The organism is Marinilactibacillus sp. Marseille-P9653, assembly GCF_916618885.1.
Classification (GTDB): Bacteria; Bacillota; Bacilli; order Lactobacillales; family Carnobacteriaceae_A; genus Marinilactibacillus.
Genome location: NZ_CAKAKH010000002.1, coordinates 287,242 through 311,955, shown reverse-complemented (window position 1 = coordinate 311,955; position 24,714 = coordinate 287,242). Strand labels below are relative to the sequence as shown.

The following is a 24,714-nucleotide window of genomic DNA, read 5'->3' as shown; positions in this document are numbered from 1 at the left end:
AGGACGTTGCCGTGCAGTTCTTTTTTTTTATCTAATACCATTTTTTGATTCCGCAATAGCTCAGTTGGTAGAGCGCGCGACTGTTAATCGCGTTGTCGCAGGTTCGAGCCCTGCTTGCGGAGTTTTTTTGTACCTTCGAATAGGAAGAATAATGTTGTTAAAGTTGAATATGCAAAAAGCAGTTGTCCCTATATTTGGGCAACTGCTTTTTGTATTGAATGATTTATTTAGCTGTTTCATGAAAATGATAAATCAGATCTTCATTTTCAAAATCAAAGTCGATTTCAAGATCATAACCACTAAAGAACCAGTCATCTTCTTTTCCTGCGAAGTAGGTTATTCCATTGACTTCTTGCTTCGCTAAAGCTTCACCTTCGAGTTCATCTACGGTTAATCCTACTGAAAAACCTTCATGAACTTCTGTGTTACCATAAGTTTTTCCAAAAAAGCGTATAGCCTTTCCATTATCTAGTGAAAATTCATCTTCAAACCATTGAATGGCATTATCTGTTAGTTCTAATTTCACATTACCACTCCTCTCTATAACTATCATAATCTAATAAGAGGCGGCTGTCTTCTTTTTTACTCTTAAATTAGATGATTCTGAGTAAACCGATTATTATGAAGATATTGCTTGCGCTACTGCTTCTTCTAATGTGGTCTCTTTACCAATCAATTCTTTAATCTCAGTATGGGTTTGTTCAATGTCGCCTTTTTCTATAGCATCGTATAGAGAAGCTGTGAACTGAGCTCCAGGTTCGCTAAGGCCGATAGAGGTAAAATAGTCTACTGCTTCATTTTTGGAAACAGCTTTGTAGTGAACTTCTTTTTGACTGATTTTACTTATTGTATCTGCAAGTTCTTGGAAAGACCATGTTGACGAAGCTGCAAGATCAATGATCTGCTTTTTAAACTCATCGTTCATGAGTAATTGAGTAATAGCTTTTGCTATATCATTTCTACTAGAAGTATTTAACTTTCCAGAACCTGTATTTGAAACAAGCATTCCTGATTCAACGGACTCTTTAAGTGTAGGATTTATAAATACTTCTGTGTATAAAGGATTTCTAATAAATGTATAATCAAGTCCAGAAACTTTAATTATCGCCTCTGTTGCAACATGTAATTTAGCCAAAGAGATTGTTGAATGATCCGCATTTGAAATACTAGTATAGTAAATATGAGAAACTCCGGCATCCCTGGCAGCCCGTACAACTGTAGCATGTTGAACGGTTCTTTCCATGTCATCATTACTTGGACTAGAGATAAATAGAAGCTTGTCGATTCCTTGAAAGGCTGTGACAAGAGATGCTAAGTCATTATAGTCACCATAACGCACTTCGATGTCAGTAGAAAATTGGCTTTTAGCTTTCTCTTCATTTCGAACAACGGTTACAAGCCTGTCGTTTACTTTTTGATATAGTAATTCTTCAAGAACTTTGTTTCCTAAGTGTCCAGTCGCACCAGTAATGGCAATTGTCATGATGTAATCCTCCGATTAGATATTTTACGTACTTTTAATAAGTAAATACACGTTTATTCTAAGTCTAATACGAGCCGAAGTCAATGTGTAAAAAACTATACAGGATAGAAACGGTTTTGGTAAGATAAGTTCAGAATGAAAATTGGAGGATAGTAATCTATGACAAACATTCTGATTGCTTCTGATTCTTTTAAAGGAAGTGCTGATTCTAAAAAAGTAGCTGAGCAAATTGCCAAGGGAATCAAGCGTGTTTCAACAGATGTATCCATTTCTGAATTTGCTATTGCTGACGGTGGAGAAGGCACAGTTGAAGCGATTGTAAGAATGACTGGTGGAAGCTATCACTACGCAGTGGTTAGAGATCCGTACGGGAAGAAAGTGAATGCTAGGTTTGGTATGATAGACAAGGAGACAGCTATTATTGAAATAGCAGAAGCGAGCGGATTGCAATACCTTGAGTCAGATAGTGATTCTGGCATATCTTCGACTTATGGCACCGGCGAATTGATACGCGCAGCTTTGGATATAGGGGCAAAGCACATATATATAGGATTGGGTGGTAGTGCAACGATTGATGGTGGTGCTGGAATGGCACAAGCACTTGGAATCAAATTACTAGACCGAGCAGGCGTTGATATCGGCTATGGTGTAAGAGAACTTGAGCGCTTAGATAGAGTAGATTTTAGTCAGATAGATACTAGAATAGCTAATGTCAATTTGAATGTATTGTCTGATGTGATGACAAATCCATTAACAGGTCAAAATGGTGCTATAGCCGTATTTGGTCCTCAAAAGGGTGTTCAGAAATCAGACATCAAACGGTTTGATGAGTTATTAAAGCGATACGCAGATATAATAGAAAAAGAAACCAGTCATCATTATCAAAATGCTCCGGGATCAGGTGCTGCTGGTGGTTTGGGATTTGCTCTGCAAGTTTTTTGTAGAGCTGAGCTCACAAGCGGTATAGAAGAAGTTCTGAAACTGATCAAGATAGAGGAAGCTTTAAAGAAAGCAGATCTCGTGATAACGGGAGAAGGCAATATGGATGGACAGTCTGTGCAAGGTAAAGCTCCAGTTGGTGTTGCCCGTCTAGCTAAAAAATACGGCTTACCTGTTATTGCAATCGTGGGCGGACGAGAAAAAGATTTGTCGAAAATCTATCATAGCGGGATTGATTTGGTAATTGATACGGTTAATCGGCCGATGACACTACAAGAAGCTATTTCTGATGTAGAAGCATTACTAATTGAAGCAGGGGAAACGGCTTTTAGAGCATACCAATTAGGGGCAAAAAAATAAAAAGTAGAGGAAGTTTATATGAAAACTGAAAAAGCGAAAATGATCGCTGGAGAATTATACAACCCAGGCGATGAAGAATTGGTGAAAGCAAGAGTACGAGCACACACGTTGTCTAAAGAGTATAATCAGTTACCAGTGGAACAGGAAAGAACCGAAATGATTAAGGAAATTTTCGGACGGACAGGTGAAAGGGTACACGTAGAACCGGGATTAAGAATAGATTATGGATTTAACGTAAGTGTAGGAGAAAGATTCTATGCAAACTTTGACTTGGTTTTACTGGATACTTGTCCTATTGCTGTAGGTGACAATGCTATGTTTGGACCAAGAGTTAGTCTCGTTACACCTGAACACCCGTTAGATCCAGTAGAACGGAATTCAGGTGTTGAATTCGGGCGACCCATTACGATTGGAGATAATTGCTGGATCGGTTCAGATGCAACGATTATAGGAGGCGTCACATTAGGTAATAATGTTGTTGTTGGAGCAGGATCAGTTGTGACCAAGTCCTTTGGAGATAACGTTGTAATAGCTGGAAATCCGGCTCGTATAATCAAAAAAATTGAGAATCAGTCTTCGTAAATTTTTTATCATTCTTTTAGAGTTTGGTCAACGTGCACAAAAGCTTCTTTCTTATTTGTGCACTTTAACGTAGAAGTATAAAACCGTTTACATTAGAATGAACTATGTAAAGAAGAATAACAGAAAATATAAAACTCAAAGAGGAATGGTGAATAAAATGGTAGAAATCGCATTGAAAAATATTTATAAAAGTTATGATAATTCAGAAGATTATGCAGTATCAGACTTTGATATGAGAATTAAAGATCGCGAGTTTATCGTATTTGTTGGACCATCTGGTTGTGGTAAATCAACAACACTACGTATGATTGCTGGACTTGAAGAAATTTCAGAAGGCGAATTATGGATTGGCGATACATTAATGAATGATGTAGCACCTAAAGACCGTGATATCGCAATGGTATTCCAAAACTACGCATTATATCCACATATGACAGTATTTGACAATATGGCTTTTGGTCTTAAACTACGTAAATACAAAAAAGACGAAATCAAGAAACGTGTAGATAATGCTGCTGAAATCTTAGGACTCACACCATTATTGGATCGTAAACCAGCTGCATTATCAGGTGGACAACGTCAACGTGTTGCTTTGGGACGTGCTATTGTACGTGATGCAAAAGTATTCCTTATGGATGAGCCACTATCAAACTTAGATGCTAAACTACGTGTAGCGATGCGTGCTGAGATTGCGAAATTACATCAACGCTTGAACACAACTTCAATCTATGTAACACATGATCAAACTGAAGCGATGACAATGGCGGATAGAATCGTTATCCTTAAAGACGGTTTTATCCAACAAATCGGAACACCTAAAGAAGTTTATGATTTCCCTGTAAATGTTTTCGTTGGTGGATTCATCGGATCTCCTGCTATGAACTTCTTTGATGTAACACTTAATGGAAACAAAATTTCAAATGGTAATGGGATGGAAGTTGAAGTTCCAGGAGGCAAACTGAAAATGCTTCGTGAAAAAGGTTATACTGATGGGGCTAAACTTGTCTTCGGTATCCGTCCGGAAGATATCCATAGCGAACAAGTAGCGCTAGATGCTTCTCCAAACACAATCATTACTTCTAAAGTTGCCGTTTCTGAATTACTTGGAGCTGAAACAATGTTGTACTCTGAAGTAGGTGGAGTAGAATTTATCGCTCGAGTAGATGCTCGTGATTACCATAAACCAGGTGAAAATGTAGATTTAGCTTTCGATATGGGTAAATCACACTTCTTCGATACTGAAACACAAAATGTCATTCGTTAATCGTATAGATTAAAATATAGGCCTTCTCCTAGATCACTCATAGGAGAAGGTTTTTTTATTAAATTCAAGATGGCGAAATTTACAGAGTTATATGGAATCATTGCACATCTGTTTGTGAGGAGTTGAACGATCGAACCGTGTATAAGTGTATAAAAATTCATTCGTTTCTTGTTTATCCACTATGACTTATATCGTCAATTAAATAGTCATTAGATAGTATAATAACAAGGGGTGTCTGAAAGAAAATATAGGTTTTAAGACCCTACCTTTTCATGTAGAATAGGAACAGATGAATTTAGAGGAGAAGAACGAATATGAGCGAACGTGTACGTGGTTTTGAAGTGGTCACAAAATATAAAGGAGAATCGATCGAACTACCTAATCGAGCTACAAAAGGATCAGCAGGATACGATTTAAAAGCAGCAGTAAATATTGTTGTACCTTCTATATGGAAAGCTTTATTAGAGAATCAAGGCCTTGCAAACTTAATGGAAGGGAACTCTATTAAAGATGAGAATAAAGGTTTTTTGTCGTCAACTTTAGTTCCTACCGGTGTCAAAGCGTATATGCCTGAGCAAGAGTATTTATTACTGGCGAATCGGTCAAGTAACCCGATGAAAAAACAATTAGCACTTCCAAATGGAATTGGCATTATTGATGCTGACTATTATGGAAATTCAAGTAACGAAGGAGAAATCTTTGTACAATTGATTAATTATGGTTTCGAAGACGTTAAAGTCAAAAAAGGTGACCGTATAGCACAAGGGATATTTACACCATATGAGGTTATAGACAATGAGGTAAGTGAATTCCAAACTAGAATCGGTGGATTTGGTTCTTCAGGAGAGTAATAAAGAGATAGTGCTCATCATGAGAAAGAAACCAGAACGTTCTATGCATATAATGTGAAGATAGCTCGTTTAGGACAGCTATATGGTATAATAGTAAAATCAGTTATTAAAAGAAAATAGACTGAATTTTTATCCAGAATCATTTATAAGTAAAGGGGTAAACTGATTGGCGAAAAAGAAAGCGACAGTGTTTGTATGTCAACAATGTGGGTATGAATCACCGAAATATTTAGGGAAATGCCCGAGTTGTGGAACATGGAATCAGATGGTAGAAGAAACGATTCCAGATAAAACGGATAGTAGAAGTCGAGTGTCTTTAAGTGGTAAAGCATCTAAAGCAGAAGCGATTACAGACATTACAATTGAAAAAGAAGAACGGGTAAAAACGAAATTAGTTGAATTTAACAGAGTACTTGGTGGCGGTGTAGTGCCGGGATCACTGGTTTTAATCGGTGGAGATCCTGGGATTGGGAAGTCTACATTACTGCTGCAAGTTGCTGCACAATTGAATAACGGTGGAGGAACAGTCCTTTATGTTTCTGGAGAAGAAAGTGCTAGTCAGATTAAAATGCGTGCAGAGCGACTGGAACTTCGCGGGACGGACTTTTATCTTTATGCAGAAACGGATTTAAGTTTGATCCAAGAAACAATTGAGAACATTCAACCTGACTATGTAGTAATCGACTCGATTCAAACGATGCATCATCCTAAAATCGATAGCGCTTCGGGAAGCGTCTCTCAAGTTAGAGAGTCAACAGCAACATTATTACAGCTTGCTAAAATGAATAATATTGCGATTTTTATCGTAGGGCATGTAACAAAAGAAGGAAACATCGCTGGGCCAAGAATGCTTGAGCACATGGTGGATACTGTTTTGTATTTTGAAGGGGAACGTCACCATACTTTTCGTATCTTGAGAGCTGTGAAAAACCGGTTTGGATCTACCAATGAGATTGGTATATTCGAGATGAGAAATGGCGGTCTTGAAGAAGTGCTGAATCCTTCTCAACTGTTCTTGGAAGAACGATTGGCAGGGGCGACGGGTTCATCAGTCGTAGCTGCAATGGAAGGAACCAGACCTATACTGGTGGAGATTCAATCACTGATCTCGCCTACAGTATTTGGTAATGCCAAGCGAACAGCTAGTGGACTGGATTACTCCAGAGTATCATTGATTATGGCTGTTCTAGAAAAAAGAGCAGGTTTGCTTTTGCAAAATCAAGATGCGTATTTGAAAGCTGCTGGTGGTGTGAAATTAGATGAACCAGCGATTGACCTTTCAATCGCAGTTAGTATCGCTTCTAGTTATAAAGAAAAAGAAACACGAGCAACGGACTGTTTTATCGGTGAAATTGGCTTGACTGGAGAGGTCAGAAGAGTCTCTAAGATTGAACAACGTGTTAATGAAGCCGCAAAACTCGGCTTTAAACGAATTTTTGTTCCTAAAAACAATTTAGACGGATGGACTTTCCCAAAAGGGATTGAACTCATTGGATGCTCGACCATTTCAGAAGTCATAAAAAAAGCATTCAATTAACGATGAAAGGAGGATTTGATGATTACAAATTTGATTATATTGACACTCGTTTTAGTCGGAGGAAGTCTAGGCTATAATTTCTTTCCAGAGCTTATGGATTTTATTCCGTCGGTACCTGCTTGGATCGCAAATCCTATTGTAGGGTTGATTCTTGGTGCAGCTATTTTTTATCTGTTATCTTTCCAAGTAATCAAACCGATTGAACGTGCAATCAAAAAGATCGAAGGTTTTTTCAGCACATTAAGTGTTGCTTATGTAATATTCGGAAGCGTCGGTGCAGTTATTGGACTTATTCTTGCTATATTAATTAGTATTCCCCTCGCTGCGCTGAATATGATTTTTGTTAGTAATGTTCTGCCTTTGATTCTGGCAGTATTTTTTGCTTATATAGGTTTCCAGTTTGCTACATCCAGACGGGAAGAAATTCGTCGTCTCTTTACTAGGGTTCAGAAACAAGAAGACAATGGTGTAATGGAGCGTAAAGAAGGCGATCCTTTTAGAAAATATAAAATCCTTGATACAAGCACCATTATAGATGGTCGAATTCTTGATGTTACAAAAGCAGGGTTTTTAGAAGGGACCTTTGTCATTTCACAACACGTTTTGCAAGAGTTACAGTACATTGCAGATTCTTCAGATAGTCTGAAAAGAGTCCGAGGAAGAAGAGGACTCGATATTTTAAATGCTTTGCAAAAAGAAGAAAAGATTGAAGTGCAAATGGATGATAGTCCCTTACCAGAATCAGATGAAGTAGATATGAAGCTTGTCCACTTAGCTAAGAAGATGGATGGGGTCGTTGTAACCAACGATTATAATTTAAATAAAGTTGCAGAATTTCAAAAAGTCCCTGTATTAAATATTAATGAACTTGCCAATGCCGTAAAACCGGTTGTCATACCTGGTGAAACGATGCGCGTTATGGTCGTCAAAAATGGTACCGAAAGAAGTCAAGGTGTTGCTTATCTGGACGATGGAACGATGGTCGTAGTAGAGGAAGGACAACATTATATGAATAAATCTGTCACTGTTGTGGTTACAAGTGCCTTACAGACAAATGCCGGACGAATGATTTTTGCGAAAATGGAACACAGTCAAAAAGGAATCGATGATGGGAAAGAAACAAAGTGAGAGAAACCTATGAAGTCATCTTACTAGGTGCAGGCTCAGGAGTACGATTTGGAAGTCCAGAAAATAAAATTGTAGTGGAACTGAATCAGCGTCCAATCTATGATTATTCGCTGAGCCTTTTTCTGAAAGATCATCGATGTGAACACGTCTTATTTGTAATACAAGCTGAAGAACAAGCAGCAATAGAGAAACAAATCGAACAGTTATATGGACAGTTGCCTGAAAAGCTTTCGTTTGTACAAGGTGGTTCTCAGCGACAGTATAGTGTGGAAAAAGGATTAACAGCACTACAGTTTCCCGAAGAAGGATATGTTTTTGTCCATGATGCAGCCAGACCATTTATCGATATAGAGATGATTGATCAGTTGTTTGAGGCTGTAAAAGTGGATGAAGCCGTTCTGCTGGCCGTCCCTGCTAAAGATACAATCAAAGTTATTCGACATGGAGAAATTCATCAAACGCTTCATCGCCCAGTTATCTGGCAAGTTCAAACACCGCAAGCTTATAAAAGTGAATTGTTGATTCGTGCCTACAAGCAAGCAGCACAGGACGAATACCTTGGAAATGAAGAAGGCGAACTGGTTGAGAGAATTAATCACCCGGTAAAGGCGCTAGAAGGTAAAGATCATAATTTGAAAATTACAACTGCGACTGATTTTTTGATAGCGGAGGCATTACTCAAGCATTTGTAGTAAAATAATGTAGATGAAGCCTGAATGATGAAAAGATACTGGGATTTAGCTTCTGAATGTAGCAATTTTTATCTAATCATGTTAAGTTTTAAAGAAGGAACAGCGAGTAGAGCTTTTAAAAAGGAGAGTCTATATGGATAAAAAAGTTCGTGTAAGATATGCACCAAGTCCAACAGGGCATTTGCATATAGGAAATGCGCGTACAGCATTATTTAATTACTTATTTGCCCGTCATCATGGCGGAGAAATGATCATCAGAATTGAAGATACAGATACCAAAAGAAACGTAACAAATGGAGAACAAAGCCAATTAGATAACCTGAAGTGGCTAGGAATCGACTGGGACGAAAGTGCAGATGTGGGTGGCCCCTATGCACCGTACCGTCAATCTGAGCGTAAAGATATTTATGATCCACTGATTGAACAGTTACTTGCGAGCAACCATGCTTACAAATGTTATTGTACATCTGAGGAGCTGGAAGCAGAGCGTGAAGCTCAACGTGCACGTGGAGAAATGCCTCATTATAGTGGGAAATGTGCCAACCTTACTCCAAGTGAGCAAAAAGCCAAAGAGGATGAAGGGATCGTACCTGTCGTCCGTCTACGTGTTCCTAAAGGAAGCACATACACATTCGATGATATGGTAAAAGGCGACATCACATTCGAATCAGATTCAATTGGAGGAGACTGGGTCATTCGTAAGCGTGACGGTATGCCGACTTACAACTTTGCGGTTGCAGTGGATGATCACTATATGGAAATCTCTCATGTGTTAAGAGGAGATGACCACATTGCGAATACGCCAAAACAAATGATGGTTTACGAAGCGTTTGGTTGGGAGCCACCTATTTTTGGCCACATGACTTTGATCATTAACAGTGAAACAGGTAAGAAACTAAGTAAACGTGATGAAACGATCTTGCAGTTTATTGAGCAGTATCGCGATCTAGGATATTTACCAGAAGCGTTGTTCAACTTTATTACATTGCTTGGCTGGTCTCCTGTGGGCGAAGACGAACTGTTCTCACGCCAAGAATTTATTGATATGTTTGATCACAAACGCCTGGGAACTTCTCCAGCTGCCTTTGACTCCAAAAAATTGGAATGGATCAGTAATCAGTATTTCAAACAAGAAGACTTGGATGAAGTGACACTTAAAGCTGTTCCTCATCTAGTTAAAGCAGGTTATCTTGAAGAGAACCCAACACCAGAAAAAAGCGAGTGGGTTAAGAAACTCATTGGCTTATATCACGAACAAATGAGTTATGCAGCTGAGATCACTCAACTTGCTACGCTATTCTTTGAAGAAGATATTGAGTGGGATGAAGCGTCGAAAGAAGTCTTGCAAGGTGAGGGAGTTTCTCAAGTTCTTGAATCTTTCGTTAACCAATTAAAAGAGGTTGAACCGTTCGAAGCAGATGAGATCAAAAAAGCAATCAAAGCTGTTCAGAAAGAAACCGGTATAAAAGGTAAGAACTTATTTATGCCCATTCGTGTTGCAGCAACAGGACAACAACATGGGCCTCAATTGAACGATGCGATTGAACTGCTTGGAAGAGACCGTTCTATTGAACACGTTGAAAAAGCAAAAAGCTTACTATCAGAATAAATACAGCCAAAAATCAAGATAAGAAAAGTAGTTTGAAAGTAGTCTTCAGAAAGCCTGAGTAGATGTGAACAGGTGGCGGACTTTTAAATGAAGTGCCTCTTTGAATTAAATCATCGAATCTGCTCATTTAAGTAGATGATTTCGATTTATCTCCGTTAAAAGATAGAAAGGGAAAGGTCTTTTTCAAAGAGTCTTTCTGAAAAAAAGTGGAACCACGTATTTGGCGTCTTTTATAGAAGCTGAGTGCGTGGTTTTTTGGTAGACTGGAAATGAAAAAAGAACAAGTAGGTTGGGAGGAGCCAGATAGATGATTGAATTATATAATACATTATCAAATCAGAAAGAACGGTTTGAGCCACTTCAGGAAAATAAAGTGAGCATGTATGTTTGTGGACCCACTGTCTACAACTACATCCATATTGGAAATGCAAGAAGCACGGTTGCTTTCGACACGATTAGAAGATACTTTGAATACCGAGGATATGAGGTTAATTACGTATCGAACTTTACAGATGTTGACGATAAAATCATAAAAGCTGCTGAAGAGCTTAAGCTGACCGCTCCAGAAGTAGCAGATCGTTTTATTGAAGCGTACTATGAAGATACAGAAGCATTACATGTGAAAAGAGCTACACACGCACCAAGAGTAATGGATAATATCCAGGAAATCATTCAATTTATTGAAGTGCTGATTGAAAAAGGTTTTGCCTATCAAAAAGAAGGAGATGTCTATTATCGGACAAGAAAGTTTGAAGGATACGGAAAACTGAGCGGTATATCAGTAGATGACTTAGAATTAGGTGCCAGCAACAGATTAGAAGAATCAGAAAACATGAAAAAAGATGATCCCCTTGATTTTGCGCTATGGAAGTCAGCTAAAAGGGAAGAAATTAGTTGGACATCTCCATGGGGAGAAGGTCGTCCGGGTTGGCATATTGAATGTTCAGTCATGGCTACGAAATACCTTGGGGATACAATTGATATTCACGCAGGTGGACAAGATCTGACATTCCCGCATCACGAAAACGAAATTGCGCAATCAGAAGCGAAAACTGGAGAACCTTTCGCAAAGTATTGGTTACACAATGGTTTCGTGACGATGAACGAAGAAAAAATGAGTAAATCGCTTGGTAACTTTGTTTTAGTGCATGATCTTAAAAAGATTCATGATCCACAAGTGCTGAGATTTTTCTTATCTACCGTACACTACCGTCATCCAATCAACTATACAGATGAGACGATTCATGAAGCAAAATCTAATTTAACAAGAATTCAAACAGCTTATGCGAATGCCAGTCACCGTATTGAACAAGCAGAAGATGCTTTAGAGGATGATGCAAGTCAGATCCAAAAATGGAAAGACCTGATTCAACAGTTTGAAAAACATATGGATGACGATTTTCAAGCACAAAATGGTATCACAGATGTCTATGAAATGATCAGAAACTTAAATGTCTATCTTGAACAAAAGCAAGTATCTAAAAAAGTTTTGGCATTTGCTATGAAGCATCTAGAAGAAATTCTAGCTATATTTGGGATACAATTAGACTTAGTGATTGATACAGAACTTCTAGATAAAGAAGTTGAAGAGTTGATTGAAGAAAGAAATCAGTCTAGAAAAGATAAAAATTTTGCTAGAGCAGATGAAATCAGAGACTTGCTACAAGAAAAAGGCATTTTACTGGAAGATACACCGCAAGGAATTCGCTGGAAAAGGAAGGAATCCTAATGAAGGCGAAGGACGCGGAGTTGCTGAACGGACTGGCGCTTGCATACATGGGAGATGCTGCGTATGAACAGTCGATAAGAGAGCATTTGCTGACAAATGGCCAGACGAAACCTAATCAATTGCACCGCTTGGCAACGAATTATGTATCGGCCAAAGCACAAGCTTGGTTGATTGAAGAACTGATCGAAGAAGATCGTTTGAATGAAGTTGAAATGGATTTTTACAAAAGAGGGCGTAACGCAAAAAGTTATTCCAAAGCCAAAAATACAGATGGATCAACCTATAATAAGTCTTCTGGATTTGAAGCCGTGATGGGATATTTGTATCTGACAAAACAAGAAGACAGATTACACGAATTAATAGAAGTATGTATACAGAAAGTCGACAAGGCACTCGCTCAGTAAGGTGTCTTGAAAGGAGGAAATCGCTTGCCTAAAAAACAAGGTGGTAAAAGGCCAGATAGAAATAGATCTGACAAGAACAGACCCGACAGAAATAAGTTTGATAGAAATAAAGTAAAAGGATCTGGTGAACGTAAGCAGAACCGCATTCAACCTAAGACAGAATCAAAACCAGAAGTGATCGAGCAAGATATTGCCCAAGACGAAATGGTGATTGGCAGAATTCCGGCACTAGAAACCATTAAGTCAAATCGTGATATCAATAAAGTATTTCTACAAGAAGGTTTATCAGGTGGTAAACTAAAAGACATTCAAGAAGAAGCTAAAAAGCGTAAGATACAGTTGAGTTTTGTTCCGAAAAGTAAATTAGATTTATTGAGTGATGGTGAGAATCATCAAGGCGTTCTCGTAGCAGCAAGTCCAGTCGCTTATGCTGAAATAGATGACTTATTCGCGGCTGCAGAAGCAAAAGACGAAGTTCCGTTTTTCGTATTATTAGATGGAATCGAAGATCCACATAACTTAGGATCCATCATGAGAACGGCAGATGCGGCAGGGGTTCATGGGATTATTATTCCAAAACGCCGTGCAGTCGGCTTAACATCCACTGTTGCAAAAGCAGCAACCGGAGCCATCGAACATGTCCCAGTCGTACGCGTAACCAATCTTGTTCAAACCATTGAAGAACTAAAAGAACGTGGATTGTGGATTTTCGGAACAGATATGGACGGAACGGATTATAGACGTTGGGAAGTAGATGCGCCGATCGGACTAGTCATTGGGAATGAAGGGAAAGGGTTGTCTCGTCTGGTCAAAGAAAAAGTAGACGAAACACTAACGATTCCTATGACAGGTCATGTGCAGAGTTTGAATGCAAGTGTGGCTTCCAGCTTATTAATGTACGAAGTATTCCGTAAAAGAAACGCCTTATAAAAAAGTTAAATCAGAGGAAGGGAGGCGCGCGATGAAAAAAGAACTGCTTTATGTAGATGGGTATAACATGATCGGAGCCTGGCCAGAGTTGGTAAAGCTTAAAAGAATCGATAAAATGGCAGATGCAAGAGATCAACTACTTCATGAACTAAGTAACTATGCAAAGTATCAGGAGATAGAAGTCAGAATCATATTTGATGCTCAGCTCGTTCCTGGGATTCAGCAAAGGTACGATAAGTACGATGTCGTTGTCATTTTTACAAGTGAAGGCGAGACCGCGGATAGCTATATCGAAAGAGCCGTTGGAGAAGAGAACTTATTGATTACGAACGTATCCGTAGCTACTTCTGATCTTGCGGAGCAATGGATTGTTTTCCAAAAAGGTGCAGCTAGAAAATCAGCTATTGAATTATACAAAGAGTTGAACCGAGTCAAAAAGAATATTGCTTTAGATGCGACCTTATACAAAATGCAGCAGTATCGGCGTAACTCCCCTCTGAAAGAAGAAGATGAGAAAAGACTTAAAGAGTTTTATCAAAAACTGATTCAAAGTGAACACCCAAAAGATTCTTTGTGAATGTGAATAAAATGTGAAAAAGAAGTCTTTTAAAAAGGCTTCTTTTTTTTGGAAAATATTCATGAAAACGGATCAAAACAACGATGTTCAGAATTTCCTAATTCGTTGTATTTAAGGATACGTGAATTAAGTAAAAAAAGATTAAAAAACAGAAAAAATCTTCGTTAAAAATAGAAGAGTTATGGCAATATAATATTGTATAAGAACGTTTCTCATCTAATGTGATCGTTCCATTACAGAAAGGGGTATTAAGACAATGCTGGATCAGCAAAACGGACAGTTACGTAGGAGGAGAATCAAACCAGAGGAGCATATCAATGAGACGTTGATTTTTATGGTACAACACGTCGACGAAAGTCGGTTCAGTGAATTGTTCGAAAGATGTAAACCCCTCTTTTACAGATCAATCAGAAAGAGATTTATTAGAGGATATGACCAAGATGATTTATGGCAAGAAGCTTGCGAATGTTTTGTAGAAGCAACAAGAAAATATGAAAGAGACCGTGGTATGAGTTTTAGCCAATACGTCTCATTATGTTTGGATAATCATTTTAATCGACTGAGCAGATGGAATAACGCCTTGAAGAGAAAATCTAATAAAGAGGCTCTATCACTAGATGGGATTGTTGAGCAAAAGGGCAACCAAGTGATGGGTACAGCTAAATCATTATCTCCATCAGAGTGGATTCTCATGCAAGAGTCTATGGCGGAGTACCAGGAAGCTTTATCTGGATTTGAGAAAATCGTCAGCATTCTTTACATGAGTGGATATAGTTATGATGAAATTGCAACTAGTCTGCGGTGTTCAAGAGAAAAAGCGATGAATGCAAAACACAGATGCAGTCAGAAATACAAAGAATTGTTTTAAAAAAAATCGCTCACTTGAAAAAAGTAGATGATTGTTTTAAGCGGTCATTCCTCATACTGACGGCGAAAACGACGAACAATAGACGTTTTATCCATTAAGAAATTTGCCGAGATTCCAATGGCAATTCCAGATAAGATGCCCATAAAAGATAGTACAGGCAGGTACAGAAGAACCGTCCATGTTTGAGCGATAAAACTAGCAACAAATAGTTGACCTAAATTATGTAAAATACCACCAGTAGCACTTACTCCAATGATGCTGACTTTTTTACCACCAGTCATTTTGACAAAGACCATCCCTAAAAAGCTAAGGACAGCTCCAGCTGTACTGTAGAGGAGTGTGGAAATCGTGCCACCTAACAAGGTTGTCATCAACAAACGCATGCCCACAACCTTCATACTATCTTTAAAAGGAAGAGTATAGATTGCAACGATAGTAATCAGATTGGCTATGCCAAGTTTAGCGCCTGGAGCGAATGCAAAAGGAAAGGGAATACTTCGCTCTATAAGCCCTAGAATAACCGCTTGAGCAGAAAGTAAAGATATATAAATGAGTTTTTGAGTTTTAGTCATAAAAAAACGTCCTTCTAATAAGCTTTTATGTAAGGTTATTGTGCCATAGATTAGAAGCTTCTTCTATAAAAAAATATAAATTAAAACAAACTTGATATGTTCGTATACATAAACGTCTGCTTTTAGACACAACTAAAGCAGATATACATAAAATCAAACGCCCTATCTAAGAAAAAGAAGCCATAGAGTCTAAAGTAGTAGTTGACTAACTTATTGATAAACAGTATTATTTAGATTGGTACGCAGTGAAGTTGCGTTTTAAAGCAACCGTGGGAAAAAAGAAACGAGGAACAGAAAAATATGCAAAAGAAAATCGTCCTAGCCTGTACAGAATGTGGTTCAAGAAACTACTCTAAAAATGGCGGATCAAAAGTTCGAACAGAACGACTAGAAGTTAAAAAGTACTGTAGTTACTGTTCAAAACACACATTACACAGAGAAACTAAATAACCTTTAACAGATCAAATGAATCAAATAGTATGGGAGGATGACACCGATGGGCAAAATCAAGAAGTTTTTCGGAGAAGTAAAATATGAATTACAAGAAACCACTTGGCCGACGAACAAAGAAATGCGAAAAAATACGTTAACTGTATTTGGAGTTGTAGCATTTTTCAGCGTTTTCTTTTTTGGAATAGATTCGATCATTACTTTTTTACTGAATTTGATTTAAAAAAGTTGAATGACTAAATGCAATAGATTATCATGCGTTTAAGTGATATAATGCGAATAGATTAAACGAAACGACAAAAACCTTCTTGATCGATAACACGTGCAGAAGGTTTTTTATTATGGTTTGGAACAATTGTGGAAAATCAGAAAAACAACAAAAAAGGAGAAAGACATGTCTGAAATTGAATTATCAAAAGCGTGGTATGTACTACACACTTACTCAGGTTACGAAAACAAGGTAAAACAGAATCTAGAATCTCGTGCGACTAGTATGGGGATGGAACACAACATTTTACAAGTATTGATTCCGGAAGAACAAACTTATGAGGAAAAAGATGGAGAAACAAAAGTCTCTACACATAAAACATTTCCAGGGTACGTACTTGTTGAAATGATTATGTCAGATGATGCTTGGTATATCGTACGGAATACTCCCGGCGTAACTGGATTTGTTGGGTCACATGGTGCAGGAAGTAAGCCTTCTCCATTGTTACCAGAAGAAGTGGACCAGATTTTACGTAGTATGGGTATCAATCCTCGTAAAGTAAACATGGATGTTGAAATTGGCGAACGTGTCAAAATCATCAACGGTGCCTTTTCAGGAATGGAAGGTACTATTACAGAAATCGAATCTGAAAAAGGTAAAATTAAAGCGCTAGTTGAAATGTTTGGCCGTGAAACAAACGCCGAACTTGACTACGATCAGATTTCTAAGATAAAAGATTAAAAAAGGTTTGACACATATCCTTTGAAGGACTATAATATATCGGTACGCAAAGTAGGCGATACGCATATTTTGTATGCAAAGAAACAGGTGGGAGAGGAAAACTATAACCTCATTTAACCACTCGCGAAACAAATCAAGGAGGTATGTCTCGTGGCAAAGAAAGTCGTAAATCTAGTCAAATTGCAGATTCCTGCAGGGAAAGCTAATCCAGCTCCTCCAGTAGGTCCAGCACTAGGACAAGCACAAGTAAACATTATGGGATTTTGTAAAGAATTCAACGCGCGTACTGCAGACCAAGCAGGAATGATCATTCCAGTTGTGATCTCAGTATACGAAGACCGTTCATTTACATTCATCACTAAAACACCACCAGCTGCAGTATTACTTAAAAAAGCTGCCGGCGTTGAGTCTGGTTCTGGTGAACCAAACACTAAAAAAGTTGCATCTGTAACAAGTGCACAAGTTAGAGAAATTGCTGAAACAAAAATGGAAGACTTAAACGCTGCATCTGTAGAAGCTGCTATGCGTATGGTCGAAGGTACAGCTCGTAGCATGGGCTTCACTGTTGAAGGTTAATTAAAAACCTACAACTCTAAGCTCTTGCTGTCTCCGTAGTTGTAGATGTGAGTGGTTCTAAATAAATTACTCAATCACTTCTAAGGAGAACAAGTGGGAGGTTAAACCGTTAATACCACAACAAGGAGGAAATAATCATGGCGAAGAAAAGTAAAAAGTTTTTAGCTGCTCTGGAAAAAGTCAACAGAGAACAATTGTATGACGCTACTGAAGCACTAGAATTAGTTAAAGAAATCGACTACGCTGGATTTGATGCATCTGTAGAAGTTGCTTATCGTCTAGGAGTAGACCCTAAACAAGCTGATCAACAAATTCGTGGAGCAATGGTATTGCCACACGGAACAGGTAAAACTTCAACAGTTATCGTTTTCGCAAAAGGAGATCAAGCAAAAGCTGCACAAGAAGCTGGAGCTGACTTCGTTGGAGATAGCGATTTAGTTGAAAAAGTACAAGGTGGATGGTTCGAGTTCGACGTAGTTGTTGCCGCTCCGGACATGATGGCTGAAGTTGGTAAACTTGGACGTGTCCTTGGACCCAAAGGCCTTATGCCAAACCCTAAAACTGGTACAGTAACACCTAACGTAGCGAAAGCTGTTAATGATATCAAAGCTGGACAGGTTACTTATCGTGTAGACCGTCAGTCAAATATTCATGTTCCAATCGGAAGAGTTTCATTTGGCATCGACAAATTACAAGAAAACCTTTCTGCGATTCACGAAACAATCGTTAAAGCTAAGCCATCTAGTTCAAAAGGTGCTTATATTAAAAATATGGCTGTTGCAAGTACTTTTGGTCCTGGTGTTAAAGTAGACCAAACAACAGTAAAATAATAATAATCTCAACTTAAAAAAATCAATTAATTCTTGACCTGCGAGGTATAGCTTGCTATACTTATGCAGGTTAAGCAATTAACTGAACATTGATGAGTAAAAGTAAAGTGAATCTGTTTCTTAAATAAAACAGAAGAACGATGCTAGATTATACCGAAGACAGTATGTGGCGTAAGCCTTAATATCATACCGAGGATAACTGTGATGTATATTTACGTTAAACACACACAATCCCTCTTTGTCTACGGAGACATGGGGTTTTTTTATTGCCCTTTTACAATCGATCAGGAGGTGAAACATCAATGAGCAAAGCGAACATTTTAGCTAAAAAAGAAGAAATCGTTAAAGACATTACTAAAAAATTCGAAGACGCGGCTGCAGTAGTCGTAGTTGATTACCGTGGACTAACAGTTGAGCAAGTAACTGAGTTACGTAAACAATTACGTGAAGCTGGAGTTGAAATGCACGTATTGAAAAATACTATGCTACGTCGTGCCGCTGAAGCAGCAAACTTGAACGGTTTAGATGACGTCTTTAAAGGACCTACAGCAGTAGCATTCAGTAATGAAGAAGTCGTAGCGCCTGCAAAAATCATTGCAGAATTTGCGAAAGATGCAGAAGCTTTAGAAATTAAAGGTGGCGTATTGGAAGGTAAAGTAGCAACTGTTGCAGAAATCAACAAAATTGCGACACTACCAAGCCGCGAAGGACTACTTTCTATGCTATTATCTGTACTTCAAGCACCAGTTCGAAACACTGCCTTGGCAATCAAAGCAGTTGCAGAGAAAAAAGAAGAGGAAGCAGCGTAAGCTCACGTTCTATTACAGAACAGCCTGTTCTACAAATCATTTGGCACCATCATTTAACTAAAAAACACAACTAATATATTGGAGGAAAATATAAAATGGCATTAGATATCGAAAAAATCATTGCTGACTTAAAAGAGTCTACAATCGTTGAATTGAACGACTTAGTTAGCGCAATCGAAGAAGAATTTGGCGTTGAAGCTGCAGCACCAGTTGCAGCAGCAGGAGCAGGAGCTTCAGAAGCTGCTGAACAAACTGAATTTACAGTTGAACTAGCAAGCGCTGGATCTGCTAAAATCAAAGTAATCAAAGCTGTACGTGAAGCTACTGGTCTTGGCTTGAAAGAAGCTAAAGCATTAGTTGATGGCGCTCCTTCTGCAATCAAAGAAGGCGTTTCTAAAGATGAAGCTGAAGAACTTAAAGCTAAAATCGAAGAAGCTGGCGGTTCTGTAGAAGTTAAGTAATTAACTTTTCAGTCGTTTGCTGAATCCTTTAAAGAGCACCGCCACCCTGAACCTGTTATGGTCAGAGTGGTTAGGTGCTCTTTCTTTATAGAGAAATCGCAAACCTTAAGAAATCTTTGCGTTTCTGTGGCTATTTTATGCTAAATGCTTACCATAGCTATGAATGGTGAAATGAATCTGTTAAAATGTTTCCTTGAAGAGTGTTACCAAAAATGTTTTGAATGTAGATGCATACCAGAATTTGGATTAGAAAAAGGAGCATAAGAAAATGACTGAAGATAAACACACAAACCGTATAGATTACGGGGTCATATTGAGCGTCATGCTACTAGCATTGTTCAGTATTGCCATGATTTATTCAACAACGAATTTGATGGCCGGCGAGGGCATGCGACAAACCATTATGCATACAATTTGGTACGCCTTAGGAACAATCGCGGTAGCTATCATCATGCAGTTTGACTCTGAGCAATTATGGAAAATGACGATGGTTCTTTATGTTATCGGGATACTATTGCTGATTGCTACGCTTTTGTTTTATGACAGAGAATTGGCTGCTAGAACCGGTGGAAAATCGTGGATTAGGATACCTGGAATAGGTACAATACAACCTGCAGAGATCTCTAAGATTCCTTTTATCCTTATATTAGCCAAAACAGTCACGAAACATAATAGTTATTACACGAGTCATGAATACAGTAGTGACTTTAAATTACTGGGAAAAATCGCTTTATATTCAGCTCCGTATCTTGCGCTTGTACTCAATGACTTGGGAACAGCTTTAGTTTATATGGCAATACTAGTTGGAATCGTGTTACTTTCAGGTGTAAAATGGCAGATTATTCTACCTACATTTCTGGTAGTGATGTCTCTTGGGATAGGTTTGATTTTACTGGTAGTTTATAACAGAGAGTTTCTGATTAACTTAGGGTTTAGTAACTACCAATTTGCACGAATAGATACTTGGTTGAATCCTCTTCAAAGTTCATCGGATGATGCATACCAAATCACTCAAGTGTTTAAAGCGATTGGATCTGGCGGAATTATAGGTAAGGGTTTAGGTGTAACAGAAGTCTACATTCCTGTAAGAGAGTCCGACATGATTTTTTCAACTGTTGGAGAGAATTTCGGATTCGTAGGTGGAGCCTTCTTAATATTGCTTTACTTTATACTCATCTATCACATGGTGAAAATCGTTTATGATACAAAAAACGAATTTTATGCTTATATTGCAACAGGTGTTATTATGATGATTGCTTTCCACGTACTGGAAAATATCGGAATGAGTATTGGTTTGCTACCTATGACAGGAATACCTTTACCTTTTATCTCTCAAGGAGGCTCGGCCTTGCTTGGGAATATGATGGCGATAGGCTTAATCATGTCCATGCGTTTCCACCATAAGTCCTACTTTTTCTCTGGCGAGTCTGAAGAGTTCCATACAGGTTCGTAAAAGCGTTAAATAGAATGTAAAACGATTTTTTGAAAATAGCTTGAAATGAATGATTGAAAGGGTTCGATAGGTGAGAAAGGAGCCGATAAAACGATTAACAAAAACGGCTCCTTTCTAATTGAACGCTATACCGATAGAGTAAAAGAGTTCACGTTGCTTTCTGAAGAATAGAGGAAGCTTTATTAAAAGCGATTCAAAAGAAGGTTTCATTTGGACGAATGGTTATCAACGAAAAAAGTATAGAGAGGGGAGTGAAGGATCGATGTTCAAAGAGAGAATCAAGCATATGGATAAACATTTAATGATTCCTTTTCTTATCTTAGCGCTGTTTAGTATCGTAATGGTCTACAGTGCCAGTAGTTATATGGGGTTAAAGGATTACAATAATCCGCAATTCTATCTTGTTAGACAGACCGCTTATGTCATTGGAGGACTGCTGTTTGCATTTGTCGGTGCCTTTTTTCCGTTTCGACTCCTTAAGAAAAAAAAAGTCGTCATACTTGGTATTTTGTTGACGATTGTACTATTACTGATACTCCTGATCTTCGGAAGAGAGATTAATGGCGCGAAAAGCTGGATTGAATTGCCATTTTTCAACGTACAGCCAGCAGAAATCGCCAAAGCAACCTGTATCTGGTACTTGGCTTACATACTATCCAAAAAACAAAAGGTCATCGCTGATGATTTCTTGAATTCCATTATGGCGCCGAGCTTGCTGATTGGTCTAGTCGTGGCTTTAATCTTGATTCAACCAGATACTGGAGCAGCTGTCGTGATTGTTGCGATTAGTGCAATCATGATCTTTGCTAGTGGTGTATCTGCTAAAGTAGGGTTAATGCTCAGTGCTATGGGTACAGTCCTAGTGGCTGGGGTTTTAGAACTGGTAAGACACTTTGGACCGCACCTACCTTTTTTAAGAGGCTATCAGTATCAGCGCTTTCTGGCTTTTTGGGATCCTTTTGCTTTAGCGGATGGTGCTGGTCTTCAACTGGTTCAGTCTTATTATGCACTCAGTCGAGGTGGGCTTTTCGGTGTAGGTATTGGAAATAGTGTTCAGAAAACAGGTTATTTACCAGAACCGTATACAGATTTTATCCTGTCCATCACCGGAGAAGAATTGGGATTGGTTGGAATTTTGTTTGTGCTCGGTCTGTTTACCTTCATGATTTCTCGGATCTATCTTATAGGAATTCGTTCTAAAAAAAGTTTTGAATCGCTCATGTGTATCGGAATTGCGACAATGTTCTTTATTCAAGCGCTCATTAATATTGGTGGCGTAATTGGATTGATGCCGATTTCTGGTATGACATTTCCGCTGTTAAGTTACGGGGGGTCGAGTATGTTGATTCTTTCCGGATCGATTGGACTGGTCGCCAACATTTCAGCCAGAGACAGCATTGAAAGAAGCAAAGCTCAAGTGAATAAATAGAAAGGTTGGTCTCTTCAGGAGATCGACCTTTTTATTTTTTAGTGTATGCTTATAATAGAGCTAGTATCAAAACAAATTAGGGGGAATTCAGATGAAATATTTCATAAAACAAAAAGTATTTTCGTTCAATAATCAGTTTTCCGTAAAAGATGAATCAGGTCAAGCGCTGTATCAAGTTGAAGGTAAAATGCTGAGTCTAGGGAATAAATTGCGTATTTACAATATGTATCAAGAAGAAGTTCTGTATATTGAGCAGAAGCTTTTAACATTTCTTCCAGAGTATGATCTGTATAAAAACGGAGAAAAAGTCGCTACGGTCAAAAAAGAATTTAGATTTTTCAAAAATGACTATTCGATTCTGGGGCCAGACTGGAACGTCGAAGGATCAATTATGGCACACGACTATGTAATCGAGCAGAGAGGAAACGTGATTGCTGATATCAATAAAGAATGGTTATCTTGGGGAGATACATACGCGATTGATATACGAGACGAAAGTCAGGCGGAATTGCTATTAGGTGTCGTCATTGTCATTGATTGCGTGTTCTCAGCGCAAAGAAATAATGGAGCTTCTTAATAAAAGACGCTTAAAGCAGCTTTCTGAAAATTTGTCTTGCAACGCATGTCATTAATTGCTACAATAACAAAAGCAAAACTCCTTTAAAGTTTATCCAGTGAGGTAAAAAAGGATGGAATAGCTTTACATAATTACATGCCTTCCGAGTGTTTGCGGTCAATTTCTGAGTCTGGAAATCTATCGCTTTACTGGATGCGGAAAGAAGCAGGTAATTTCCATCTGATAAACGAGGTCCTTTTGCATAGATGCAAAGGGTATTTTTTTGCGAAAAATTCTGGAAATAACCTATTCAAACTCAGGAAGGAACGATAATATATGGCAGTAGAAAAACAAAACCTAATTCTTGACGTGGAGGACAAACCAGCTCTAACAACGGGCTTATTACTCAGTCTTCAACACGTTTTTGCAATGTTCGGAGCAACGATTTTAGTCCCTATCTTGCTAGGTCTTCCGGTATCGGTCGCATTACTGGCGAGTGGAGTCGGGACCTTGATTTATCAACTTGCTACAAAGGCGAAAGTGCCTGTTTACTTAGGATCATCTTTTGCGTATATCGCAGCGATGCAAGTGGCCATTGAGCAAATGGGCGGAGATATTAGTGCCGCTCAGACTGGTATCGTCATGGTTGGTCTTGTCTACATCGTGATAGCGGGTGTAGTAAAAGTGATTGGAACGAACTGGATTGATAGACTCCTTCCACCAATCGTTATTGGACCCATGATTATGGTGATCGGTCTAGGATTGGCTTCTAATGCTGTTTCAAACGCTGGACTCGTAGCCGATTCGGATTGGAAAACGATTCTTGTAGCCGTTTCTACATTTTTGATCACAGCTTTTATCAATACAAAAGCTACCGGCTTCTTTAAAATCATTCCCTTTTTAACTGGGATTATCTTCGGTTACCTTGTAGCAATCATGTTAGGTCTAGTCGACTTTATGCCTATCATTGAAGCGAACTGGCTGGCAGTACCGGAATTTTACGTGCCTTTTGAAAATAATTTATTTAATTCTTATACGTTCTACTTCGGACCAGAAACATGGGCCATTTTACCAATCGTCCTTGTGACTGTAGCGGAACACATCGGAGATCATACAGTGCTTGGAAAAATCGTCGGACGTCCATTCCTGAAAAATCCTGGCCTTTCTAGAACATTAATTGGAGATGGAGCGGCAACAGTCGTGTCTGCATTTTTCGGAGGACCGGCGAATACAACCTATGGTGAAAACACTGGCGTTATTGGCATGACGAGAATTGCCTCGGTCTCAGTGATTCGAAACGCGGCGTTCATTGCTATCGGATTGAGCTTTTTCGGGAAATTCACGGCACTGATTTCGACAATCCCCAATGCTGTACTAGGAGGGATGTCCATTCTTCTTTATGGAGTTATTGCCAGTAATGGGCTGAAAGTTATGATTGAAGATAAAGTGGACTTCAATCAGTCACGTAATTTAATCATAGCAAGCTCGATGCTTGTTATCGGTCTGGGTGGAGCAGTGCTGGATATTGCTGGATTCGTCACTTTGTCTGGAACGGCGTTAAGTGCGCTGACCGGTATTGTGCTGAACTTGATTTTGCCACGCGAAAAACCGTTCAAAGCGGAAGTATAAGTTTCTTCTAAAATAAACATGCTTGAAATAAAAGAGGTGCGAAAGCG

Annotated in this window: 27 protein-coding genes, 1 tRNA gene and 2 other annotated features; of the genes, 25 read left to right on the top strand and 3 right to left on the bottom strand. The window is 38.6% G+C overall.

Annotated elements, in window-relative coordinates; all coding sequences use genetic code 11:
* Positions 1–49: 49 nt before the first annotated feature.
* A tRNA-Asn gene (locus tag LG377_RS12055) sits at positions 50–122 on the top strand.
* Between the two features lie 101 nt (positions 123–223).
* Here the strand turns inward: LG377_RS12055 and LG377_RS12050 are convergent.
* Positions 224–526: a HesB/YadR/YfhF family protein gene (locus tag LG377_RS12050; protein ID WP_225744960.1), complete on the bottom strand. Its 303-nt coding sequence runs from the start codon at positions 524–526 to the stop codon at positions 224–226.
* A 93-nt stretch (positions 527–619) separates the two neighbouring features.
* On the bottom strand, positions 620–1,483 hold the full coding sequence (locus LG377_RS12045; RefSeq protein ID WP_225744959.1) for an SDR family oxidoreductase: 864 nt from the start codon (positions 1,481–1,483) through the stop codon (positions 620–622).
* A 159-nt stretch (positions 1,484–1,642) separates the two neighbouring features.
* Between LG377_RS12045 and LG377_RS12040 the strand changes: the two genes are divergently transcribed.
* The 13 genes from LG377_RS12040 to LG377_RS11980 all read left to right on the top strand — a co-directional run bounded on the left by LG377_RS12040 (position 1,643) and on the right by LG377_RS11980 (position 14,953).
* Positions 1,643–2,782 carry a glycerate kinase gene (locus tag LG377_RS12040; protein WP_225744958.1) on the top strand — a complete coding sequence of 380 codons (1,140 nt, stop codon included), beginning with the start codon at positions 1,643–1,645 and terminating at the stop codon, positions 2,780–2,782.
* Positions 2,783–2,800: 18 nt separating this feature from the next.
* Entirely contained in the window at positions 2,801–3,364 is a 564-nt protein-coding gene (locus tag LG377_RS12035) for a sugar O-acetyltransferase (protein ID WP_225744957.1), read from the top strand.
* A gap of 157 nt (positions 3,365–3,521) precedes the next feature.
* The gene (locus tag LG377_RS12030) at positions 3,522–4,628 is read left to right on the top strand and encodes an ABC transporter ATP-binding protein (RefSeq protein ID WP_225744970.1); all 1,107 of its coding nucleotides are present in this window, start codon (positions 3,522–3,524) and stop codon (positions 4,626–4,628) included.
* A gap of 314 nt (positions 4,629–4,942) precedes the next feature.
* A complete protein-coding gene (locus LG377_RS12025; RefSeq protein ID WP_225744956.1) occupies positions 4,943–5,479 on the top strand; it encodes a dUTP diphosphatase in 537 nt (178 codons plus the stop codon).
* A 166-nt stretch (positions 5,480–5,645) separates the two neighbouring features.
* Positions 5,646–7,016: a DNA repair protein RadA gene (gene radA / locus LG377_RS12020; protein ID WP_225744955.1), complete on the top strand. Its 1,371-nt coding sequence runs from the start codon at positions 5,646–5,648 to the stop codon at positions 7,014–7,016.
* A gap of 18 nt (positions 7,017–7,034) precedes the next feature.
* Entirely contained in the window at positions 7,035–8,144 is a 1,110-nt protein-coding gene (locus LG377_RS12015) for a PIN/TRAM domain-containing protein (protein ID WP_225744954.1), read from the top strand.
* The gene (gene ispD / locus LG377_RS12010) at positions 8,141–8,836 is read left to right on the top strand and encodes a 2-C-methyl-D-erythritol 4-phosphate cytidylyltransferase (RefSeq protein ID WP_225744953.1); all 696 of its coding nucleotides are present in this window, start codon (positions 8,141–8,143) and stop codon (positions 8,834–8,836) included. The genes LG377_RS12015 and ispD overlap by 4 nt, the downstream gene beginning before the upstream one ends.
* Before the next feature lie 133 nt (positions 8,837–8,969).
* Positions 8,970–10,445, top strand: coding sequence for a glutamate--tRNA ligase (gene gltX / locus LG377_RS12005; protein WP_225744952.1), 1,476 nt, complete (start codon positions 8,970–8,972; stop codon positions 10,443–10,445).
* A gap of 6 nt (positions 10,446–10,451) precedes the next feature.
* Positions 10,452–10,679: a binding site (T-box leader), on the top strand.
* A 73-nt stretch (positions 10,680–10,752) separates the two neighbouring features.
* Positions 10,753–12,174, top strand: coding sequence for a cysteine--tRNA ligase (gene cysS / locus LG377_RS12000; protein ID WP_225744951.1), 1,422 nt, complete (start codon positions 10,753–10,755; stop codon positions 12,172–12,174).
* Entirely contained in the window at positions 12,174–12,578 is a 405-nt protein-coding gene (locus LG377_RS11995; RefSeq protein WP_225744950.1) for a Mini-ribonuclease 3, read from the top strand. Before cysS ends, LG377_RS11995 begins: the two co-directional genes overlap by 1 nt.
* Positions 12,579–12,782: 204 nt before the next feature.
* The gene (gene rlmB, locus LG377_RS11990; protein WP_225744969.1) at positions 12,783–13,508 is read left to right on the top strand and encodes a 23S rRNA (guanosine(2251)-2'-O)-methyltransferase RlmB; all 726 of its coding nucleotides are present in this window, start codon (positions 12,783–12,785) and stop codon (positions 13,506–13,508) included.
* Positions 13,509–13,539: 31 nt separating this feature from the next.
* Positions 13,540–14,085, top strand: a complete 546-nt coding sequence (locus LG377_RS11985; RefSeq protein ID WP_225744949.1) for an NYN domain-containing protein — start codon at positions 13,540–13,542, stop codon at positions 14,083–14,085.
* A 256-nt stretch (positions 14,086–14,341) separates the two neighbouring features.
* The gene (locus tag LG377_RS11980) at positions 14,342–14,953 is read left to right on the top strand and encodes a sigma-70 family RNA polymerase sigma factor (RefSeq protein WP_225744948.1); all 612 of its coding nucleotides are present in this window, start codon (positions 14,342–14,344) and stop codon (positions 14,951–14,953) included.
* Between the two features lie 44 nt (positions 14,954–14,997).
* Here LG377_RS11980 and LG377_RS11975 read toward each other — a convergent pair whose 3' ends face one another.
* Positions 14,998–15,525: a Gx transporter family protein gene (locus LG377_RS11975; protein ID WP_225744947.1), complete on the bottom strand. Its 528-nt coding sequence runs from the start codon at positions 15,523–15,525 to the stop codon at positions 14,998–15,000.
* Between the two features lie 300 nt (positions 15,526–15,825).
* On the opposite strand from LG377_RS11975, the gene rpmG reads away from it, so the two are divergent.
* The 11 genes from rpmG (at position 15,826) to LG377_RS11920 (ending at position 24,667) form a co-directional block, all read left to right on the top strand.
* Positions 15,826–15,975, top strand: coding sequence for a 50S ribosomal protein L33 (gene rpmG / locus LG377_RS11970; RefSeq protein ID WP_225744946.1), 150 nt, complete (start codon positions 15,826–15,828; stop codon positions 15,973–15,975).
* Between the two features lie 46 nt (positions 15,976–16,021).
* Positions 16,022–16,198 (top strand): preprotein translocase subunit SecE, encoded by a 177-nt coding sequence (secE, locus tag LG377_RS11965; RefSeq protein ID WP_225744945.1) that lies wholly within the window; start codon positions 16,022–16,024, stop codon positions 16,196–16,198.
* 171 nt (positions 16,199–16,369) lie between these two features.
* Positions 16,370–16,924, top strand: coding sequence for a transcription termination/antitermination protein NusG (nusG, locus tag LG377_RS11960; protein ID WP_225744944.1), 555 nt, complete (start codon positions 16,370–16,372; stop codon positions 16,922–16,924).
* Between the two features lie 150 nt (positions 16,925–17,074).
* A complete protein-coding gene (gene rplK / locus LG377_RS11955; protein ID WP_225744943.1) occupies positions 17,075–17,500 on the top strand; it encodes a 50S ribosomal protein L11 in 426 nt (141 codons plus the stop codon).
* Positions 17,501–17,637: 137 nt separating this feature from the next.
* Entirely contained in the window at positions 17,638–18,330 is a 693-nt protein-coding gene (gene rplA, locus LG377_RS11950) for a 50S ribosomal protein L1 (protein WP_225744942.1), read from the top strand.
* A gap of 135 nt (positions 18,331–18,465) precedes the next feature.
* Positions 18,466–18,603: a sequence feature (ribosomal protein L10 leader region), on the top strand.
* A 29-nt stretch (positions 18,604–18,632) separates the two neighbouring features.
* Positions 18,633–19,139, top strand: coding sequence for a 50S ribosomal protein L10 (rplJ, locus tag LG377_RS11945; RefSeq protein WP_225744941.1), 507 nt, complete (start codon positions 18,633–18,635; stop codon positions 19,137–19,139).
* A gap of 95 nt (positions 19,140–19,234) precedes the next feature.
* The gene (rplL, locus tag LG377_RS11940) at positions 19,235–19,600 is read left to right on the top strand and encodes a 50S ribosomal protein L7/L12 (protein ID WP_225744940.1); all 366 of its coding nucleotides are present in this window, start codon (positions 19,235–19,237) and stop codon (positions 19,598–19,600) included.
* 268 nt (positions 19,601–19,868) lie between these two features.
* Positions 19,869–21,053 carry an FtsW/RodA/SpoVE family cell cycle protein gene (locus LG377_RS11935; protein ID WP_225744939.1) on the top strand — a complete coding sequence of 395 codons (1,185 nt, stop codon included), beginning with the start codon at positions 19,869–19,871 and terminating at the stop codon, positions 21,051–21,053.
* A gap of 262 nt (positions 21,054–21,315) precedes the next feature.
* Entirely contained in the window at positions 21,316–22,482 is a 1,167-nt protein-coding gene (locus LG377_RS11930) for an FtsW/RodA/SpoVE family cell cycle protein (RefSeq protein ID WP_225744938.1), read from the top strand.
* Between the two features lie 91 nt (positions 22,483–22,573).
* Positions 22,574–23,059, top strand: coding sequence for an LURP-one-related/scramblase family protein (locus tag LG377_RS11925; protein WP_225744937.1), 486 nt, complete (start codon positions 22,574–22,576; stop codon positions 23,057–23,059).
* 315 nt (positions 23,060–23,374) lie between these two features.
* Positions 23,375–24,667: a uracil-xanthine permease family protein gene (locus LG377_RS11920; RefSeq protein WP_225744936.1), complete on the top strand. Its 1,293-nt coding sequence runs from the start codon at positions 23,375–23,377 to the stop codon at positions 24,665–24,667.
* Positions 24,668–24,714 lie beyond the last annotated feature (47 nt).

Excerpts from the sequence above, each read along its gene's own strand:
- LG377_RS12045 (WP_225744959.1), bottom strand. The coding sequence starts at position 1,483 with ATGACAATTGCCATTACTGGTGCGACTGGACACTTAGGAAACAAAGTT.
- LG377_RS12040 (WP_225744958.1), top strand. The coding sequence starts at position 1,643 with ATGACAAACATTCTGATTGCTTCTGATTCTTTTAAAGGAAGTGCTGAT.
- LG377_RS12035 (WP_225744957.1), top strand. The coding sequence starts at position 2,801 with ATGAAAACTGAAAAAGCGAAAATGATCGCTGGAGAATTATACAACCCA.
- LG377_RS12030 (WP_225744970.1), top strand. The coding sequence starts at position 3,522 with ATGGTAGAAATCGCATTGAAAAATATTTATAAAAGTTATGATAATTCA.
- LG377_RS12025 (WP_225744956.1), top strand. The coding sequence starts at position 4,943 with ATGAGCGAACGTGTACGTGGTTTTGAAGTGGTCACAAAATATAAAGGA.
- LG377_RS12015 (WP_225744954.1), top strand. The coding sequence starts at position 7,035 with ATGATTACAAATTTGATTATATTGACACTCGTTTTAGTCGGAGGAAGT.
- gltX (WP_225744952.1), top strand. The coding sequence starts at position 8,970 with ATGGATAAAAAAGTTCGTGTAAGATATGCACCAAGTCCAACAGGGCAT.
- cysS (WP_225744951.1), top strand. The coding sequence starts at position 10,753 with ATGATTGAATTATATAATACATTATCAAATCAGAAAGAACGGTTTGAG.
- LG377_RS11995 (WP_225744950.1), top strand. The coding sequence starts at position 12,174 with ATGAAGGCGAAGGACGCGGAGTTGCTGAACGGACTGGCGCTTGCATAC.
- rlmB (WP_225744969.1), top strand. The coding sequence starts at position 12,783 with ATGGTGATTGGCAGAATTCCGGCACTAGAAACCATTAAGTCAAATCGT.
- LG377_RS11985 (WP_225744949.1), top strand. The coding sequence starts at position 13,540 with ATGAAAAAAGAACTGCTTTATGTAGATGGGTATAACATGATCGGAGCC.
- LG377_RS11980 (WP_225744948.1), top strand. The coding sequence starts at position 14,342 with ATGCTGGATCAGCAAAACGGACAGTTACGTAGGAGGAGAATCAAACCA.
- LG377_RS11975 (WP_225744947.1), bottom strand. The coding sequence starts at position 15,525 with ATGACTAAAACTCAAAAACTCATTTATATATCTTTACTTTCTGCTCAA.
- rpmG (WP_225744946.1), top strand. The coding sequence starts at position 15,826 with ATGCAAAAGAAAATCGTCCTAGCCTGTACAGAATGTGGTTCAAGAAAC.
- secE (WP_225744945.1), top strand. The coding sequence starts at position 16,022 with ATGGGCAAAATCAAGAAGTTTTTCGGAGAAGTAAAATATGAATTACAA.
- nusG (WP_225744944.1), top strand. The coding sequence starts at position 16,370 with ATGTCTGAAATTGAATTATCAAAAGCGTGGTATGTACTACACACTTAC.
- rplA (WP_225744942.1), top strand. The coding sequence starts at position 17,638 with ATGGCGAAGAAAAGTAAAAAGTTTTTAGCTGCTCTGGAAAAAGTCAAC.
- rplJ (WP_225744941.1), top strand. The coding sequence starts at position 18,633 with ATGAGCAAAGCGAACATTTTAGCTAAAAAAGAAGAAATCGTTAAAGAC.
- rplL (WP_225744940.1), top strand. The coding sequence starts at position 19,235 with ATGGCATTAGATATCGAAAAAATCATTGCTGACTTAAAAGAGTCTACA.
- LG377_RS11935 (WP_225744939.1), top strand. The coding sequence starts at position 19,869 with ATGACTGAAGATAAACACACAAACCGTATAGATTACGGGGTCATATTG.
- LG377_RS11930 (WP_225744938.1), top strand. The coding sequence starts at position 21,316 with ATGTTCAAAGAGAGAATCAAGCATATGGATAAACATTTAATGATTCCT.
- LG377_RS11925 (WP_225744937.1), top strand. The coding sequence starts at position 22,574 with ATGAAATATTTCATAAAACAAAAAGTATTTTCGTTCAATAATCAGTTT.
- LG377_RS11920 (WP_225744936.1), top strand. The coding sequence starts at position 23,375 with ATGGCAGTAGAAAAACAAAACCTAATTCTTGACGTGGAGGACAAACCA.